A 17,796-nucleotide genomic window follows, 5' to 3' on the forward strand; every position below is an offset into this window, starting at 1 on the left:
GCCATGACACCCACTCCCACACAGGCCCAGCCCGAGCCCGCGCAAGACAGCTTTGCATGGCTCGAAGAGGTCAGCAGCGAACCCGCGCTGGCCTGGGTGCGCGAGCGCAATGCCGCCAGCCTGCTGGTTTTGCAAGCCCGGCCCGAATACGCCGGACTGCACCAAGACTTTGTCGAAGTACTGAACGCCAAGGACCGCATCCCGCGTATCGAGCGGCTCGGCCCCTGGCTGATGAACCTCTGGCAAGACGAGCATCACAAGCGCGGCCTGTGGCGACGCACCAGCTTGGAGGAATACCGTAAGGCCGAGCCGCAATGGGAAACCGTGCTGGACCTCGACGCCCTGGGCGCGGCCGAGCAGGAGAACTGGGTCTTCGCAGGCGCCAGCCACCTCGGGCCGGACTACCGCCGCTGCCTGATTTCGCTATCGCGCGGCGGCGCCGATGCCTCGGTGGTGCGCGAATTCGACCTGCACAGCAAGACCTTCATTGCCGACGGCTTCACGCTGCCCGAGGCCAAAAGCCTGCTCAGCTGGATCGATGCCGACCATGTTTTTGTGGGCACCGACTTCGGCCCCGGCAGCGTGACCGACTCGGGCTACCCGCGCCTGATCAAGCGCTGGGCGCGCGGCACGCCGTTGGCGAGTGCAAAGACCGTGTTTGAGGTCGAGGCCCAAGATGTGCTGGCCTGGGCTAGCGTAGATCACACGCCCGGCTTCGAGCGCTGCACCTTTGTGCGCGCCATCGATTTTTACAATCAAGAGTCCTTTTTGCTGCAGGCCGATGGCTCGCTCGCCCAACTGGAACTGCCGCGCGATATGCAGCATTGCTTCTGGGGGCCGCGGCTCTTGCTGCAGCCGCGCAGCGACTGGGAGGTGGGCGAACAGACCTTTCCGGCTGGCTCGCTGCTGATCACCGATGCGGCCAATTTTTTGCAGGGCCAGCGCCAGTTTCTACGGCTTTTCGAGCCCACGGCGAGCCGCTCCCTGGCCGGCTACACACTCACCCGCCAGCATGTGCTGCTGAACGTCAGCGAACATGTGGCCAGCCGGCTGGAGGAATGGTGCTTCGCCGATCCGCTTCGCCCAACACATCGCGACATTCAAGCCCCCTTCCCTGGCGCACTCAGCGTGTCCAGTCTTTACGACAACGAGATACCCAAGGACGAGCTGGCCGATAGCTACCTGCTCAATTACGCGGATCTTTTGACGCCCGACACGCTGTTTCTATGCCGCGCTGGCAGCGATGAACGCAGCGTATTGAAGGCTCGCCAGGCCCAGTTCGACAGCGCCGGCATGCGCACGGAGCAGTTTTTTGCCATCAGCACAGACGGCAGCCGCGTGCCCTACTTTGTGGTCTGGCCCGCCGGAGCCAGGGCCGACGGCCGCAACCCCACCCTGATGTACGGCTATGGCGGCTTTGAGTCCTCGCTACAGCCTTGGTATTCGGCCGGCTTTGGCCGGGCATGGCTGGGCCGAGGCGGCGTGCTGGTGCTGGCCAATATCCGCGGCGGTGGCGAGTACGGCCCAGGCTGGCATCAAGCGGCGGTCAAGGCCCACAAGCAGAGGAGCTTTGATGACTTCATCGCCGTGGCCGAGGACCTGATCGCCCGCCAGATCAGCAGCCCGCAGCACCTGGGCATCATGGGCGGCAGCAATGGCGGCTTACTGGTGGGCGCCACCTTTGTGCAGCGCCCCGAGCTCTTTGGCGCCGTGGTCTGCCAAGTGCCGCTGCTGGACATGCGCCGCTACCACCGCCTGCTGGCCGGCGCCTCCTGGATGGCCGAATATGGCGACCCCGATCAGCCCGAAGACTGGGCCTTCATCTCCCGCTACAGCCCCTACCATAACGTCAAGCCGGAGCGGACCTATCCGAAGGTCCTGTTCACCACCTCAAGCCGTGATGACCGCGTTCACCCCGCTCACGCCCGCAAGATGGCGGCGCTGATGCAGTCGCAAGGACATGAGGTGCTCTACTATGAAAACACCGAGGGCGGCCACGGCGGCGCGGCGGACAACCAGCAACGCGCCACCTTGCAAGCGCTGGAATACAGCTATCTTTGGCAGCAACTGGGGCACGCACAGCCATGAACGAGACCTTGCAGATCCACCATGACACGGCCGCTTGCCGCTTCAGCGCCGAGCTTGACGGCCATGCAATGGAGCTGGATTACCGCCTGCAGCCGGGGCAAATCGTCTTCACCCACACCGGGGTGCCCCCGGCCCTGCAAGGGCGCGGCCTGGCCGGGCAACTGGTGGCACAAGGCCTGGCCTGGGCGGCAAGTCAAGAGCGCGAAGTCGTACCGGCTTGCAGCTATGTCGCGGCCTATCTGAAGCGCCACCCGCGTTGGCTAGCCCTGACCCTCGCCACCAATATTCAAGCGGTGTTGAACTACTGGTTCGGCGTGCTGGGCAGCCCAGACGATGGACAGATCCGCCCGCTCTGGTTTCGCAAAAGCGAGCAGACCGATCGGGAGATTGAGCAAGGCTTTGCTGCTCGCGTTGAAGAGGCGCTGGCCGGTCAATTGGCCAGCTGGGATGCAAGGCCGCTCGGACGCTTGGCCCGCATCCTTTTACTGGACCAGTTCAGCCGCAATATCTACCGCGGGCAAGCCCGCTCCTTTGCCGGCGACGCCCAGGCCTTGCAGGACACCTTGGCCCTGCTGTCTCAAGACCAATTGCAACGACTGACGCCGCTGCAGCAGTGGTTTGCGCTGATGCCGCTGGAGCACGCCGAAGACATGGCCATGCAAGACCGCGCGGTGGCCGAGTTCACCCGCTTGGCCGAACAAGAACCGCGCCTGGCTGGCGCGCTTGACTATGCCGAAAAGCACCGCGCGGTGATCGCGCAGTTCGGCCGCTTTCCGCACCGTAACGCGATCCTTGGCCGGATCTCCACAGCCGAAGAACAAGCCTATCTGGCTCAGCCTGGCTCGGGCTTTTAGTCCAAGTTTTACAGGCAAACCCTAAACAGAATCTGGCGCGGGCCGGGTCGCCGAGCTGGGGGCTGACTGTTAGAGTTCTCCTCTTAGCAAACTGATGGTTTGAGGGTACTGGATGAAGCTGCTGCCCAAGATGCTGACGGTCGTGATCGGCCCGGTGCTCTTGGGCGGAGCCTTGGGCTTAAGCCTGCTGAGTCAAAAAGCCGGCGAGCAGGCCGAGGCCAGCGAGTTGCAGGCTCAGGCGCTGGTCGATGTGCGCGCATTTGAGCTGTCGCGCCGACTGATCGAACAAGCGGCCTTGCTGCAGCTGCTGGCCGGCAGTACCGAACTCCGAGACACGCTGGCACTGGGTGGCAACCAATTGACCGGCACCGCCGGCGCAGTGCTGGAGCGCTGGCAGGCTCAAATCGGCGACATCAAAGCGCTGGCCTTGGTCGCGCCGGATGGCCGCTTGCTGGCCGCGGGCCGCGAGGCTTCGACCCGCTTAGGCCAAGTGCTGGCCGCACCGCTGGCCGGGCCCCAGGGGAGCGAGCGCCGCGTTTTGATCAGCAGCGCGCTGGGCGATCCCTTGCTGCTGCATCTCTTGCCTTTGAGCGGCGCCAAGGGCGAGCCGCTCGGCGTGCTGGCCGCGGCCTTTTCGCTGCGCCAGGTGTTGGCGCCGGCCAATGAATCCGCCACTCAAAGTGAGGCGCAGGCCTTGATCCTCGACGCCACCGGGAGCCCGCTGGCCGGCAGTTGGAGCGCGCTGGCTGAAGAGCAGCAAGCCCTGGCCAAAGTCATGAGCGGCGACGCCGTCATTCCAGCCCGGTTGACCTTGCCCCGCCAGCAGCAGCCGGTGCGGGTTTGGCAAAGCACGATAGGCCAAACCGACTGGCGCTTGGTGCTGAGTCAGTCGGAGCGTGATTTGAGCGCTGCCGCCGATGCAATCCGATACCAAGCCTTGCTCTTGCTGGCGGTGTCGCTGGCCGCGGGTTTCGCCGGCAGCCTCTTGCTTTACCGCTGGCTGATGCGGCCCTTGAACCTGCTCGGCGAGGCCCAAACCCGCCTGCAGAATGGTGATCAATCGGCGCGCGCCGAGGTGCTGGGCAACGATGAGGTCGCTGCCCTCGCCTCCTCCTTCAACCGCATGGTGGAAAGCCTGTCCGCCGCCGAACAGCGGTTCCGCCTGATCTTTCAGGCCTTTCCGCACCCAATCACCTTGACCCGAATCGGTGACGACAAGATCATCGACGTCAACCCGGCGGCCGAGCAAGCCTTGGGCCGCACACGCCCGCAACTGATCGGCAGCCATCGGCCGCCGGCCAGCAGCGCCGAAGAGCAGCAGTTACGCCAAACTCAAGCGCAGCAGTTGTTGAGCACCGGCCGGATCGACGGCTTGACGGTGCAGTTGTCTCGCCCCGATTCAGCCCTGGGCTACTGGGGCATGCTCAGCAGCCGCCTGATCAAGCTGGACGGCGAGTCGGTCGCGCTGTCGGTGCTGTCCGACATATCCGAGCTGAAACGCGCGGAAGAATTGCTGCGCCAAAGCGAGCTGAGTTTCATGGCGATCTTCCAATCGGCACCGGTGCCGATGGCCTATTCGCCGGTCACCGAAGGATTGACCCAATCGCACTGGAACGAGGCCTGGTACCGCTGCTTCGGCTACACCGCCGAGCAAGTCGAAGGACTCGGCGGCTCGGCCTTTGGCCTCTGGGTCGACCCGGCGGCCCGGGCTGACTTTGTGGCGCGCTTGCAATCCGAAGGGGAAATCTCCGGTTTGCAAGTGGCGCTGCGGCGCGCCGATGGACAGGTGCGCCTCTGCGAGGTGTCGGGCCGCTACATCGTCAATCAAGGCACGCAGCTGATCCTCAGCATCTATCTGGACCTGACCGACCGGCTGGCGGCCGAGCAGGCGCTGCGCGACAGCGAAAGCCAGTTGCAGGCCCTGCTGGCGGCGACGCCGGTGGCGGTGCTGATCTCGGACGCCGAGGCCAACTACGCCATCGTGACCGCCAACGAGGCCTGGCTGCTGCAATTCGGCTACACCCTGGAGGCGGTAGCGGGATTCACCAGCGTGGAGCCCAGCCTTTGGGTCGACCCGGAGCAACGCGCGGCAATGCTGCAGGCGGTACGACAAGCCGGTGCGGTCGCCGGGCTGGAAGTCGAATACCGGCGCAGCGATGGCAGCAAGCTGCTGTGCCGGGTCTCGGCGCGGCTGGTGACGGTCGGCGCAAAGCTGCTGCTGGTGACGGTGCAGCAAGACATCAGTGAAAGCCGCGCCGCCTTGTTGGCGCTGCAGGCCAGCGAGGCCCGCTACCGGCGCCTGCACAGCAGCATGATCGACGGCTTTGTCGCTTCCGATTTGCAGGGCCGGCTGACGGACAGTAACGCCGCTTTGCAGCGCATGCTGGGCTACACCGAGAGCGAATTGCTCGGCATGCAGAACGAGCAATTGACGCCGCCGAAATGGCATCAGATGGAGCGTGACCTGATCAAATACCAAGTCCGGCTGGACGGGCACTCCAAGGTCTATGAAAAGGAGTTCATCCATTTCGATGGCCACGCCTTGCCGGTGGAACTGCGCACCTATCTGGAGACCGATGAGGAGGGGCGGCCGGTGGGCTACTGGGCCATCGTGCGCGACATCACCGAACGCAAGCGCAGCCAGACGCAGATGCAGCAGCTGAACGCCTCACTGGAAGGCCGCGTGCTGGCCCGCACCCAAGAGCTGGCCATGGCGCTCGAGTCGCTGAAGCAGACCCAACAGGAATTGGTGCGCTCCGAAAAGTTGGCAGGCCTGGGTGCACTGGTGGCCGGGGTTGCCCATGAGCTGAACACCCCAATCGGCAATGCCGTCATGATGGCCAGCACATTGCTGGACCAACAGCGAGACTTCAGCATCTCGGTGGCGCAAGGGCTGCGGCGCTCCACGCTGGAGTCCTTCATGACCGACACGCAGCAAGCCGCCGAGATGCTGCTGCGCAGCCTGCACCGTGCCGCCGAGCTGGTGCGCAGCTTCAAACAAGTCGCCGTCGACCAATCGAGCTACCAGCGGCGCAGCTTCAAGCTGCAAGAGGTAGCTCAAGAGATCGCGGCGACGCTGCAGCCCAGCCTGCGCAAGGCCAAGGTGGCGCTGATCAACCACATCGGTCCCGAATTGGAACTCGACAGCTACCCCGGCCCGCTCGGCCAGGTGTTGATGAACCTGATCAACAACGCCATGGCGCACGGCTTCGACATGCCGCGCCCCGACGCCTGCGTGCAACTGCGCGCCGAGCGCCTTGACGGCGAGCGGCTGCGATTGCTGGTGGAGGACAACGGCAGCGGCATTGCGGCCGAGCACCTGCCGCGCGTCTTCGACCCGTTTTTCACCACCAAGCTAGGCCAAGGCGGCTCCGGTCTCGGCCTGCACATCGTCTACAGCCTGGTCACTGGCTTGTTGGGCGGTCAGATCGCGCTCAACAGCGAAGTCGGCCGGGGCACAATCGCCGTCATTGAGCTGCCTTTACGCGCGCCGCAAAAAGACGAGACCACCCCACCATGAGCCGATCGACCAAGCCTGCCGCCCGCCTGCGCCAAGGCCTGACGGCCTGTGCCGGCGCCCTCGCCTTGCTGGGCGCGCACTCCTTGGCCTTGGCGCAGGTGCAGCCGGGGTTGAAACTGAGCGGCTTTGGCACGTTGGGGCTGACCTATATGGACAGCGAGCAGGCCGACTTCAAGGGCACATTTGCCGACGCCCCCAATGGCGCCGGTCGCAGCGGCGCACTGAGCAGCAAGCCCGATAGCCGCCTGGCCGTGCAGGCCAACTATGGCTTTTCCGAGCAGTTGGAAGCGGTAGCGCAACTCATGACGCGCCACAACAACCGCAACAACTACATGCCCTCGCTGCAGATTCTGAATCTGCAATACAACTTCGACCGCAACAACTCGCTGCGCATCGGCCGCAGCCCACATCCGTATTTCCTGGCTTCGGACTACCGGCTGGTCGGCTACGCCAACCCCTTTTTGCGGGCGCCGGTGGAGGTCAATCTGCAATCGATGATCAACAGCTCGGACATGTTGCAGCTGCGCCATCGCCAGGCCTTGGTGGATGGCAGCCTGACCCTGCAGCTCGGCTATGGCACCGCAACTTTTGCCGGCCCCTCCAATGACCGCAGCGCGGTCGAAGACAAAGGGCAGTTCCGCCGTCTGCTCTCTCTTGATCTCATGTACGAGAGCAACGACCTGATGCTGCGACTGGTCCATAACCGGGGAGTCAGCGATTACGAGCCCTCCAAAGCCAAGCCCTTGTTCAGCCGCGCCCTGGCCGACAGCCCCACGCTGGCCCAGCAGCTAAACCTTTTGGACAAACGGGTGAACTACACCGGGCTGGGCGCCGTCTACGACCCGGGTGGCTACATCGTGCAAGGCGAGTACACCTTGATTCACTGGGACCAAGATGGGCAAACCATTGTGCCCAACGCACAGGCTTTTTACCTGCTCGGCGGCCGACGCTTTGGCGCGCTGATGCCCTATGCCATCTATGCCAAGCGCTGGACCGCTCCCGCTGCGGTGGTGACCGGTTTCCAGAACCCTGCCATCAATGCCGGCATGAGTCTTTTTTCGGCCAGTTCAGCGAACGAGCAGCACAGCTATTCGCTCGGACTGCGTTGGGACTTTGTCGCCAATATGGCCTTGAAGCTGCAGTGGGATCGCATCACCGTGGACAGTCCGGCGGGCGCGAGCTACCTGGTCAACCCGAACCCGCTCAACCCGCCCCGCCAAGGCCAGCACTTCCAGGTGCTGGGCCTCAATCTGGACTTTGTGTTCTGAGCGGATGGTCATGCGCAAGCTTGCCTCACCTCCTCGCCTTCGCCCTCGTCCATGGGCCGCCAGCTTGATGCTGGTCGGTCTGGTCCAGCTGGCACCGCTGGCACAAGCGCAGGTGGTGGTGATCGTGCACCCCAGCGTGGCTGCCTTGGCGCCAAAGTCCGAGCAGATTGCCAACCTCTTCCTCGGCAAGGTCGATAGCCTGCCCGGCTCGCCGGTGCTGACGCCGATCGACCAGAGCGAGGGCAAGCCGACACGCAGCCAGTTCTACAAGGCTGTGGCCAACCGCGACGAGGCGCAAATCAAGGCCTATTGGTCTCGCATCATGTTCACCGGTCGCGCCCAGGCGCCGCGCGCACTGGGCAGCGACGCCGAAGTGAAACGCTTGGTAGCGGCCACGCCGGGCGCGATTGGCTACATCGACAAGGCCGCGCTGGACGGCACGGTCAAGGTCTTGGCGCAGTACTGAGCACCCGTCGATTCGAAGCCTCAGCCCCGCGGGGCAGCCGCAAAACTGGGCGCAAATCCACCACCAGGGTCGCCACTGTTGACTTGGCGCGACGGGGCCAGCAGGGCTGTTTTCAAAACTGACAGAAAATAGGGCCTGCAACGCCTCCTCGCGAGCGTTTTTTGACCGTCCAGCCCAGTCCGTTCAGCCCGCTCAGCCCCTTGAGCCCGTTCAAACAAGCAGCCCATGTCAAGCATTCTTCAGCAAATCCCCGTCGGCCAGAAGGTCGGTATCGCGTTTTCCGGTGGCCTGGACACCAGCGCCGCCCTGCACTGGATGCGCAACAAGGGCGCCATCCCCTACGCCTACACCGCCAATCTGGGCCAGCCGGATGAGCCGGACTATGACGAAATCCCCCGCAAGGCCATGCAGTACGGCGCCGAGAAGGCCGTGTTGGTGGACTGCCGCGCCCAACTGGTGCACGAGGGCATTGCCGCGCTGCAAAGCGGCGCCTTCCACATCAGCACCGCCGGCGTGACCTACTTCAACACCACACCGATCGGCCGCGCCGTCACCGGCACCATGCTGGTGGCCGCCATGCAGGCGGACGATGTGAACATCTGGGGCGACGGCTCGACATTCAAGGGCAATGACATCGAGCGCTTCTACCGCTATGGCCTGCTGACCAATCCTGCGCTGAAGATCTACAAGCCCTGGCTGGATCAGCAGTTCATCGACGAGCTGGGCGGCCGCGCCGAGATGTCGGCCTTCATGACGGCCGCCGGTTTTGGCTACAAGATGTCGGCCGAAAAGGCTTACTCCACCGATTCCAATCTGCTGGGCGCCACCCATGAGGCCAAGGATCTGGAGCACCTGAACAGCGGCATCAAGATCGTCAACCCCATCATGGGCGTGGCCTTCTGGAAGGACGACGTGGTGGTGAAGGCCGAGACCGTCACCGTGCGCTTTGAAGAAGGCCAGCCGGTCGCGCTGAACGGTGTGGAATTCGCCGACCCGGTCGAGTTGCTGCTGGAAGCCAACCGCATCGGCGGCCGCCATGGCCTGGGCATGAGCGACCAAATCGAAAACCGCATCATCGAGGCGAAGAGCCGCGGCATCTATGAGGCTCCCGGTCTGGCGTTGTTGCACATCGCCTACGAGCGCCTGCTGACCGGCATCCACAACGAAGACACGATCGAGCAGTACCGCATGAACGGCATGAAGCTCGGCCGCTTGCTCTACCAGGGCCGCTGGTTTGACCCGCAAGCCATCATGCTGCGCGAGAGCGCCCAGCGCTGGGTAGCCCGCGCCATCACCGGTGAAGTCGCCATCGAGCTGCGCCGCGGCAATGACTACTCGCTGCTGGACACCCAGAGCCCCAACTTGACTTACGCGCCCGAGCGCCTGTCCATGGAAAAGGTCGAGGACGCGCCCTTCTCGCCGGCTGACCGCATTGGCCAGCTGACCATGCGCAATCTGGACATCAAAGACACCCGCGACAAGCTGATGAACTACGCCAAGGTGGGCCTGCTATCGCCGGCCACCACCAACAGCCTGCCCCAGTTGCAAGACGGCACGGCCGCAGCCGACAAGAAGTAATTTCGGCCCATGATCTAAAAAAAGGGCTCAGCGATTGCTGAGCCCTTTTCTATTTCTGAACCGCAATTTGTATCGACAAACTCAGGCTCGCGCTCACAACATCACGGGCTCCGCCTCCAGGCGGATGCCAAAGCGCCCATAGACACTTTCCTGAATGGCCCGCGCCAAGGTCACCACCTCGGCGCCGCGCGCCTCGCCCCGGTTCACCAACACCAGGGCCTGCTTTTCGTAGACCGCTGCGCCGCCGACGGCCTTGCCCTTCCAGCCACAGGCGTCAATCATCCAACCCGCCGCCAGCTTGATGCCACCATCCGGCATCGGGTAATGCACGATGCCAGGGTCGCGGCCGATGATGTCGCGGCATTGCTCCGGCGTCACCACCGGGTTCTTGAAAAAGCTGCCCGCGTTGCCGATCACCGCCGGGTCCGGCAGTTTGGCGCGGCGCACCTCGCAGACCCAGTCAAAAATCTGCCGGGCGCTGGGCTCGCTGATGCCGTTCTCCGCCATCTTGCGTTCCAACTCCAGATAGCCCAACACCGGCCGCCAGGGTTTGGGCAAGGCCAGGCGCACTCGCGTGATCACGCATTTGCCCGCCAACCCGCCAAACTCGCTTTGCTTGAACACGCTGTCGCGGTAACCGAAGCGGCAGGCCGAGGCCGGCAAGATGACCGTCCGGCCGCTCATCAGGTCCACCACCTCGACGCTGTCAAGCCGGTCCTTCAACTCCAGGCCATAGGCGCCGATGTTCTGCACCGGCGCGGCGCCGACCGTCCCGGGGATCAGCGCCATGTTCTCAAGGCCCGGGTAACCGGACTCCACCGTCCATTGCACCAACTGATGCCAGGACACCCCAGCGCCTGCCTCGATAATCCAGGCGTCCGCACGTTCTTCCAGCAGGCGCAAACCCGGTATTTCCATCTTCAGCACCACCGCATCGATGTCCTTGGTCAGCACAATATTGCTGCCGCCTCCCAGCACCAGCTTGGGCGCGCGACCCAATTTGGGATGGTCAACGACGCGGCGTACATCGGCCACCTCGCGAATTCGCACCAAACGACTTGCGGTGGCCGGCAATCCAAAGGTGTTGAAAGGCTTTAGATTGACGTCATGTTCCAGCAGCAAGGCATTGCCGCTGGTCTTGACGGGTTCGATGGGGGGATTTACAGCTTGTTCCTGCATGGCAGAATTTTCCCAGATCAACCGGGCTATCCTTGCAGGACCTGCCCCCAACCGATAAATAAACATGCCCAGCTTTGACACCACCCTCGAACCCGATATGGTCAAGATCAAGCACGGCGTCGAGACCAGCGCCAAGGAAATCTCGACCCGCTTCGACTTCAAGGGCACGCCCGCCGAAGTCAGCTTGAAGGACAAGGAAAAAGAGATTCACGCCGTTGGCAACAGCGAATTCCAACTCGAGCAGATCGAAGCGGTGCTGTATTCCAAGCTGATCAAGCAAGGCGTGGTCATCAGCTTCCTGGACAAGCAAGAAAAGATCGAGAAGCTCGGTGGCGACAAGGTGCGCCAGGTCTACAAGATCAAAAACGGCATCGAATCCGATCTGGCCAAGAAAATCGTCGCCGCGATCAAGAATGCCAAGCTGAAGGTGCAAGGCTCGATCCAGGGCGACACCGTGCGCGTCACCGGCAAGAATCGCGACGACCTGCAGGTCGGCATCGCCTTGCTGAAAAAGGAATTCGCCGATGTGCCGCTGGACTACGGCAATTTCCGGGACTGAGCGTTCATGAGCGCTGCGCGCCGCCTGCACGCCTTGCTGATGGCGGGCTTGATGGCCTGCTGCGCTTGCTCCTGGGCGCAAGGCCAGGTGCAAGGCCAGGCGCAAACCCAAGGGCCGGCGGTGGCCTTCAACGGCAGCATTGGCGCGAAAGCTGCGCTGCTGATGATTGATGGCGAGGCACGCACCGTGCCCGTCGGCAGCAGCGTGCGTGGCGTGCGCTTGCTGGCCGTGGAAGACGGCAGCGCCTTGGTTGAAGTCGGCGGAAAACGCCTAACTCTGCAGATGGGCGCATCGCCGGGCCGCATCGGCGAAGCCACGCCAGCCCTTAACGCGGGGCGCAAGATCATCTTGAGTTCGGGGCCTGGTGGGCACTTCACCACCAGCGGCAGCATCAACGGGCAGGCCACGCAATTCTTGGTCGACACCGGCGCTACTGCGATCTCTATCAGCCAAAACGAGGCGGAGCGCATCAACCTCAAGTACCACGCAGGCCGCCGCATCATGACGCAGACGGCGAACGGCACGGTACCCGCACATGTGTTGACGCTCGACTTGGTGCGCATCGGTGAGGTCGAGGTGCGCAATGTCGACGCCATCGTTGTGCCGGGTCAGATGAGCCATGTCTTGCTCGGCAATAGTTTTCTGACCCGCTTCCAGATGAAGCGAGACAACGATGTGCTGACCTTGGATCTGCGTTACTGAACCCAGCATTTCCGCCCTTCGGCCAAGCTCCGGCCCAAAGCCGCTTCGTGATTGGGTGGAATATGAAGCGGAATATGAACAAATTCACCGCAATTCAGGTCGGCCAACTCAAAAAACCGACGCCAACTCCCGATACTGACGAGATGCGCCTCAAAAAACTCACCTGCCCCCGCTCCGATCAGGCCTATTCGCTGTCGCTCGACGCGCTCCGCCCCGTCTTGCTTGCGGGTCTGATCGCCAGTCTCGGCGCCCTGTCTCCCGCCGCCTGGGCAACCCCAGAAAAAGCCGCCAAGTTCTACGAAGACGCTCTGCAGCGCTACGAAAAGGGTGACTTGGACGGCGCCACGATTCAGTTGAAGAACACCATTCAACAAGACCAGAAAATGTTGGCCGCGCACTTGCTGCTGGGCAAGGTCTTGATGAGCAATGGCGAATGGAAAGGCGCCGAGGCTGCCTTTGAGGAGGCCTTGAAGCAAGGCGTCAGTCGCAGCGAGGTGGCCGTACCCTTGGGGCAAATCTGGCTGCAATTGGGCGAGCGCAAACGGCTGCTGGAACAGCTGAATGTGAACGGCATGCCGCAGACCATTCACGCCGAAATCCTGACCCTGCGCGGCTCCGCTTACGCCATGGCTGGCAATGTCGCCATGGCCAGCAAGAGCTTTAACGAGGCCAAGCAAGCCAATCCAAATTCGGCCTCCCCGCTGATTGCCGAAGCGTCCCTGCTCTTGCGCCAGGGTGATTTAGACAAGGCCAAGGCCTCGGCCACCAAGGCCACCGAGTTAGCCCCCAAACAGCCGGCGGCCTGGTACACGCTGGGCACGATCTTGCAGGCCCAAAAAGACGTCAAGGGTGCCTTGACGGCCCAAGAGCGTGCGCTGACCCTCAGTCCCAAACAAGTCGATTCGCGGGTCGCCCATGCCTCCCTGCTGATTTCTCTCGGGCGCGAAGCCGAGGCCGCAAAAGACCTGGCCTTTCTGGTCGAAGAAGAATTGGAAGACCCGCGCGCGTCCTACTTGACCGGGCTGCTGGCGGCTCGCAAGGGGGACGAAACGGCGGCCAAGTCCGCCTTTGGCGATGCAGCCGGCCTGGTCGATGCGCTGCCGCCCGACAGCATTGCCGGCAATGAGCCGCTGCTGATGGTGGGTGCGCTATCGCACCGTTCGCTGGGCAACGCCGAGAAGGCTCAGGGCTATCTGGAGACCCTGCTGGGGTCCAACTCCAAACACTACAACGCCACGGTGCTCTTGGCCGGGGTCTATCTGGACCGGCGCGACTACAACCGCGCGGCCCCCTTGCTCGAAGCCGCGATACGCGCCAACCCGGACGATCCGCAAGTGCTGTACTTGATGGGCAGCCTGAACATGGCCCGCAAGCGCTACCAAGTCGCCAGCGAATTCTTTGAAAAGGCCGTGGCCAAGAGCGGCACCGCCTCGGCCGTACGCGAACTCGGCTTCAGCCAACTGGGACTGGGCCAAGACAAGGCCGGCATCGCCAACCTCGAGAAGGCCTTTGCCGCCAAACCCGGCGATGCCCGTTCCGGCGTGCAACTGACGATGACTTACTTGGCGCAAGGCAATAGCGCCAAGGCCTTGCAAACGGTTCAAAGCATCGTCAAAAAAGACCCCAGCAACCTGACCATGCTGAGCTTCTTGGGCAATATCAAGGGCCGCACGGGCGACAAGCGTGGCGCCCGCGAGGCCTTCACCCAAGCGCTGAGCAAGGACGCCAACTTCCGCCCGGCCGCCATCAATTTGAGCTGGCTGGACATGGAAGAGCAGCGCTTTGACGAGGCGCGCAGCCGGCTCAGCAAAATGGTCGTCGGCGGCCGCGACGACCCCGACATCCTGTTTCAGTTGGGCGTACTCGAATTGCGCGCCAAGCGGCTCGATGAAGCCATGGCCAATTTGAAGAAAGCCGAAGAGCTTCAGCGCACCGATCCGCGCGCCGGCTTGTTGATGGTGGAGGTGCTGCAAAGCCAACAACAAAACGACAAGGCCTTGAGCGCAGCCAAATCACTGGCGGCCAAATATTCGTCCGTGCTGGCGCCGCAACTTGCCCTGGCTCGCCTCTACCTTGGCGCAGGCGACCCCAATAATGCGAGGTTGACGCTGCAAGCCGCCACCCGCATAGCCGAGTTCAACCCGGCACAGCAGGTGCAAATCGGGCGCATGAACCTGATGGCCGGAGGCATTGACGGCGCCGCCTACAACGTCCAAAAAGCCCTGCAGGCCCAACCCAACTATCTGGACGCCCTGGGCTTGCAGGTCGAGGTTGAAGCCCGGCGCGGTGACGCTGGCCGGGTTGATGCCGCGATGAAGACCCTCAGCAGCGCCTACCCCGGCAACACCTTGACCCTGATGACCGGCTCCCATATCGCCATGTCGCGCGGGCAATTCGCCGCCGCCTTGGCGGGCTACAAAGCCGTGATGGACAAGGAACCCAGCACCGCCAACGCCATTTTGGTCACCCAGGCGCATATTGCCGCCGGCAACTTCGACAAGGCCTTGGCCGACCTGGAGGTTTGGTCCAAAAAGAACCCCAAGGACCGCAATGCGCTGAAGGCGATGGCCCAAGTACAGACGCAAGCCGGCAAATTAGAGGCTGCGCGCAAGAGCTTTGCGCAGATTCTGGCGCTGGAACCGAACGAACCCGCCACCCTGATCAGCTACGCCAGCCTGCTGCAACGGCTGAACGACCCGGCGGCCGTCGAAGCGGCCGAAAAGGCCGTCAAATTCGCCCCCGGCAATGCCGAGGCCATCGACAGCCTCGGTTGGATCCTGGTGCAGCGCGGCAAACTGGACATTGGTCTGCGCCATTTGCGCGATGCCCGCTTGCGCAACCCGTCCTCGGGCAGCATCCGCTTCCACCTCGCCTACGCCTTGGCCAAGTCCGGCCGCAAGGCGGAAGCCAAGGAAGAGTTGACGGCGGCGCTGAATGGCCCCAACAAGCTGCCGCAGTCGCCAGAGCTGACCCAATTGAAGACCGAACTGGGTCTGTGAGTGCCGCGCAGCCTCCGCGGGCCTTCGGTATTTTTCACCCCAGAACCCGAAGCCCGCTTGCAGATTCGCAGCAAAGCGAACAATCCGTGGCAAACGCTACGGCACAAGAGGAGCGTCCATGGATGGCGCCGCTCGAATCACTCGCAAAGAGGCTAAAGTGCGCCCCTGAAAGCCGGCTCATTGCTGCCGCCCCCCCCCGAATCGCGGGGTTGTTCGGCACAGCGTAGCCGTTAGGATCCCGACACGCACAAGTAATGTGTGCAAATAATTGTGAACAAGGTAGCCAACATGATGAAAACAGCCCTGTCGATCAAGACCCTTAGTCGGATCAGCGCCTTTGCTGCGGCCGGCATGCTGGCAATGACCTTTACGGCGGCTCATGCAACGTCGACGGTAACCGATGTCACCGGCGCGGGAACAAGCTTGGTTGAATCGCACTCCCTGGTTTTCGGAAACCGTTCCGCAGCCTCCACATCCATGGGTGCCTGGAAAGTCAACGAGAGTGGCAGCAATGTGGCGAGCGGTAGCAGTTTTTGGGTTTACTGCTTGGATCCCTTGAATGGTTTCAACACCTCCACACCTGGCGCCACCTACGACAAGACCATGCTGAACAACTTCGTTACCGGCGGCGGCTATGCCACCTTGTTCGCTGGATCAAAGTATCAGGCTAGCAATATCCAAGGGATGTACGACGATTCAACGACAACGACCTCGCGGGTTTTGGCCGATCTGACTACCCTCTATTCGCATGCATACTATGACAGCCTCACGAGTGGCGTGAAGTCTGCAGCCTTCCAGTTCGCCATCTGGGAAATTGAGGGCGACGGCAAGGGCAAGAGCGACGGCAATGGCAATAGCGACGGGAAGTATTATGCAAAGGGCTACGCCGGCAGCGGCTTAGACAATACCGAAGCACAGGTTTGGGACGCCAATAGCGGCAAATGGGTAGATACAGCCTTCACCAAACAAGTCAATGCTTATTTGGCAGCCCTGAATGGAACTATTGGCTGGAGTTCCGTTAATGGTGCAGATTTGTCGGGAACGACTAACTTTACCTACAACGTCTACAAGCCGAATCCGGCCGGCGATAGCCAAGTGTTGTTGAGCGTAACTGCCGGCAACAAGGTTCCCGAACCAGGCTCACTGGCCCTCGCCGGTCTGGCCCTGTTTGGCGTGGTTTACACCCGCCGCCAAGGCAAAGCCAAGAACGACTGAAGATAGAAAAATCGGCGAGCGAGTTACCTCGCTGATTGATCGCAAAAGCGGCCCCTGTGGCCGCTTTTTGCATTTCTGTTCGCCAAGACTGTCCCAGTTGAGACAGGTGGAAATCGAACGTTCGTGCTAAAACCTTGCCCTGATCGATGCATCGAAATCAGCAGGCAGCGGAGGCGCGCATGGACTTGAACTTCACGGCGGAAGAACTCGCCTTTAGGGCCGAGATTCGGCAATGGGTGGCCCAGAATCTGCCGGCAGACATCAGCAGCAAGGTGCACCAGGCGCAACGGCTGAACAAGGCCGATATGCAGCGCTGGGCCAAGATTCTCGGCCAGCAGGGTTGGCATGGCTGGGCCTGGCCCAAGCAGTTTGGCGGGCCGGGTTGGACGGCCGTGCAGCGCCACTTGTTCGAGGAAGAATGCGCGCTGGCCGGTGCGCCGCGCATCGTGCCCTTCGGCCCAGTGATGGTGGCGCCGGTGATCATGGCCTTCGGTACGCCGGAGCAGCAGCAACGCTTTTTGCCCGGCATCATGAGCGGTGAGGTCTGGTGGAGCCAGGGCTATAGCGAACCGGGCTCGGGCTCGGATCTGGCCTCGGTGAAGTGCAAGGCCGCGCGCCAAGGCAATAAGTTCCTCGTCAATGGCCAAAAGACCTGGACCACCCTGGGACAGTACGGCGACTGGATCTTCTGCCTGGTGCGCACCGACTCGTCGGGCAAGCCGCAAACCGGCATCTCCTTCCTGCTGATCGATATGAAGTCGCCCGGCGTCACGGTGCGGCCCATCATCATGTTGGACGGCGAACATGAGGTGAATGAAGTCTTCTTTGACAATGTCGAAGTGCCGGTCGAAAACCTGATTGGTGAAGAACACCGCGGTTGGACCTACGCCAAATACCTGCTCGCCCATGAGCGCAGCAATATCGCCGATGTAAACCGCGCCAAGCGTGAGTTGGAACGGCTGAAACGCATCGCGACCCAAGAAGGCCTGATGGCTGAGACTCGCTTTCGCGACCAGATCGCGCTGCTGGAGGTCGACATCGTGGCGCTGGAGATGATGGTGCTGCGCGTCTTGTCGGCCGAGAAAAGTGGCAAACAGTCGCTCGACGTGGCGGGCCTGCTGAAGATTCGCGGTAGTGAAATCCAGCAGCGTTACACCGAGCTGATGATGTTGGCCGGCGGCCCCTTCAGCCTGCCCTTTATTCACGAGGCGATGGAGGCCGGTTGGCAGGGCGACCATGTCGGAGCGGCCCATTGCGCCCCGCTGGCCAGCCACTATTTCAACACCCGCAAGACCACCATCTACGGTGGCTCGAACGAGGTGCAACGCAATATCGTCGCGCAGACGGTTTTGGGCTGAATGCCCCGAG

The 17,796-nt window shown here is 62.5% G+C and carries 12 protein-coding genes; 11 read left to right on the plus strand and 1 reads right to left on the minus strand.

Annotation, left to right across the window (positions count from 1 at the left end; genetic code table 11):
- Positions 1-3: 3 nt before the first annotated feature.
- The 6 genes from WG899_RS06605 (at position 4) to argG (ending at position 9,774) form a co-directional block, all read left to right on the plus strand.
- Complete coding sequence (locus tag WG899_RS06605; RefSeq protein ID WP_339594837.1) at positions 4-2,088, plus strand: prolyl oligopeptidase family serine peptidase; 2,085 nt, start codon at positions 4-6, stop codon at positions 2,086-2,088.
- Positions 2,085-2,942, plus strand: a complete 858-nt coding sequence (locus WG899_RS06610; protein WP_339594838.1) for a DUF924 family protein — start codon at positions 2,085-2,087, stop codon at positions 2,940-2,942. Before WG899_RS06605 ends, WG899_RS06610 begins: the two co-directional genes overlap by 4 nt.
- A gap of 112 nt (positions 2,943-3,054) precedes the next feature.
- The gene (locus tag WG899_RS06615; protein ID WP_339594839.1) at positions 3,055-6,462 is read left to right on the plus strand and encodes a PAS domain S-box protein; all 3,408 of its coding nucleotides are present in this window, start codon (positions 3,055-3,057) and stop codon (positions 6,460-6,462) included.
- Entirely contained in the window at positions 6,459-7,730 is a 1,272-nt protein-coding gene (locus WG899_RS06620; RefSeq protein WP_339594840.1) for a hypothetical protein, read from the plus strand. Before WG899_RS06615 ends, WG899_RS06620 begins: the two co-directional genes overlap by 4 nt.
- 10 nt (positions 7,731-7,740) lie before the next feature.
- On the plus strand, positions 7,741-8,196 hold the full coding sequence (locus WG899_RS06625) for a type 2 periplasmic-binding domain-containing protein (RefSeq protein ID WP_339594841.1): 456 nt from the start codon (positions 7,741-7,743) through the stop codon (positions 8,194-8,196).
- Positions 8,197-8,421: 225 nt separating this feature from the next.
- Positions 8,422-9,774: an argininosuccinate synthase gene (gene argG / locus WG899_RS06630; protein ID WP_339594842.1), complete on the plus strand. Its 1,353-nt coding sequence runs from the start codon at positions 8,422-8,424 to the stop codon at positions 9,772-9,774.
- 93 nt (positions 9,775-9,867) lie between these two features.
- Here the strand turns inward: argG and murB are convergent, their stop codons facing one another.
- Positions 9,868-10,953: a UDP-N-acetylmuramate dehydrogenase gene (gene murB / locus WG899_RS06635; RefSeq protein ID WP_444718815.1), complete on the minus strand. Its 1,086-nt coding sequence runs from the start codon at positions 10,951-10,953 to the stop codon at positions 9,868-9,870.
- Between the two features lie 64 nt (positions 10,954-11,017).
- Between murB and WG899_RS06640 the strand changes: the two genes are divergently transcribed.
- The 5 genes from WG899_RS06640 to WG899_RS06660 all read left to right on the plus strand — a co-directional run bounded on the left by WG899_RS06640 (position 11,018) and on the right by WG899_RS06660 (position 17,786).
- Positions 11,018-11,512 (plus strand): YajQ family cyclic di-GMP-binding protein, encoded by a 495-nt coding sequence (locus WG899_RS06640; RefSeq protein WP_339594843.1) that lies wholly within the window; start codon positions 11,018-11,020, stop codon positions 11,510-11,512.
- Between the two features lie 6 nt (positions 11,513-11,518).
- A complete protein-coding gene (locus tag WG899_RS06645) occupies positions 11,519-12,214 on the plus strand; it encodes a retropepsin-like aspartic protease family protein (RefSeq protein ID WP_339594844.1) in 696 nt (231 codons plus the stop codon).
- Positions 12,215-12,288: 74 nt separating this feature from the next.
- On the plus strand, positions 12,289-15,213 hold the full coding sequence (prsT, locus tag WG899_RS06650; protein WP_339594845.1) for an XrtA/PEP-CTERM system TPR-repeat protein PrsT: 2,925 nt from the start codon (positions 12,289-12,291) through the stop codon (positions 15,211-15,213).
- Between the two features lie 291 nt (positions 15,214-15,504).
- Positions 15,505-16,428 carry a PEP-CTERM sorting domain-containing protein gene (locus WG899_RS06655; protein WP_339594846.1) on the plus strand — a complete coding sequence of 308 codons (924 nt, stop codon included), beginning with the start codon at positions 15,505-15,507 and terminating at the stop codon, positions 16,426-16,428.
- 179 nt (positions 16,429-16,607) lie between these two features.
- A complete protein-coding gene (locus WG899_RS06660; RefSeq protein WP_339594847.1) occupies positions 16,608-17,786 on the plus strand; it encodes an acyl-CoA dehydrogenase family protein in 1,179 nt (392 codons plus the stop codon).
- The last annotated feature ends 10 nt before the right edge of the window (positions 17,787-17,796 follow it).

This window comes from Paucibacter hankyongi, from assembly GCF_037482915.1.
Lineage (GTDB): Bacteria > Pseudomonadota > Gammaproteobacteria > Burkholderiales > Burkholderiaceae_C > Paucibacter_A > Paucibacter_A hankyongi.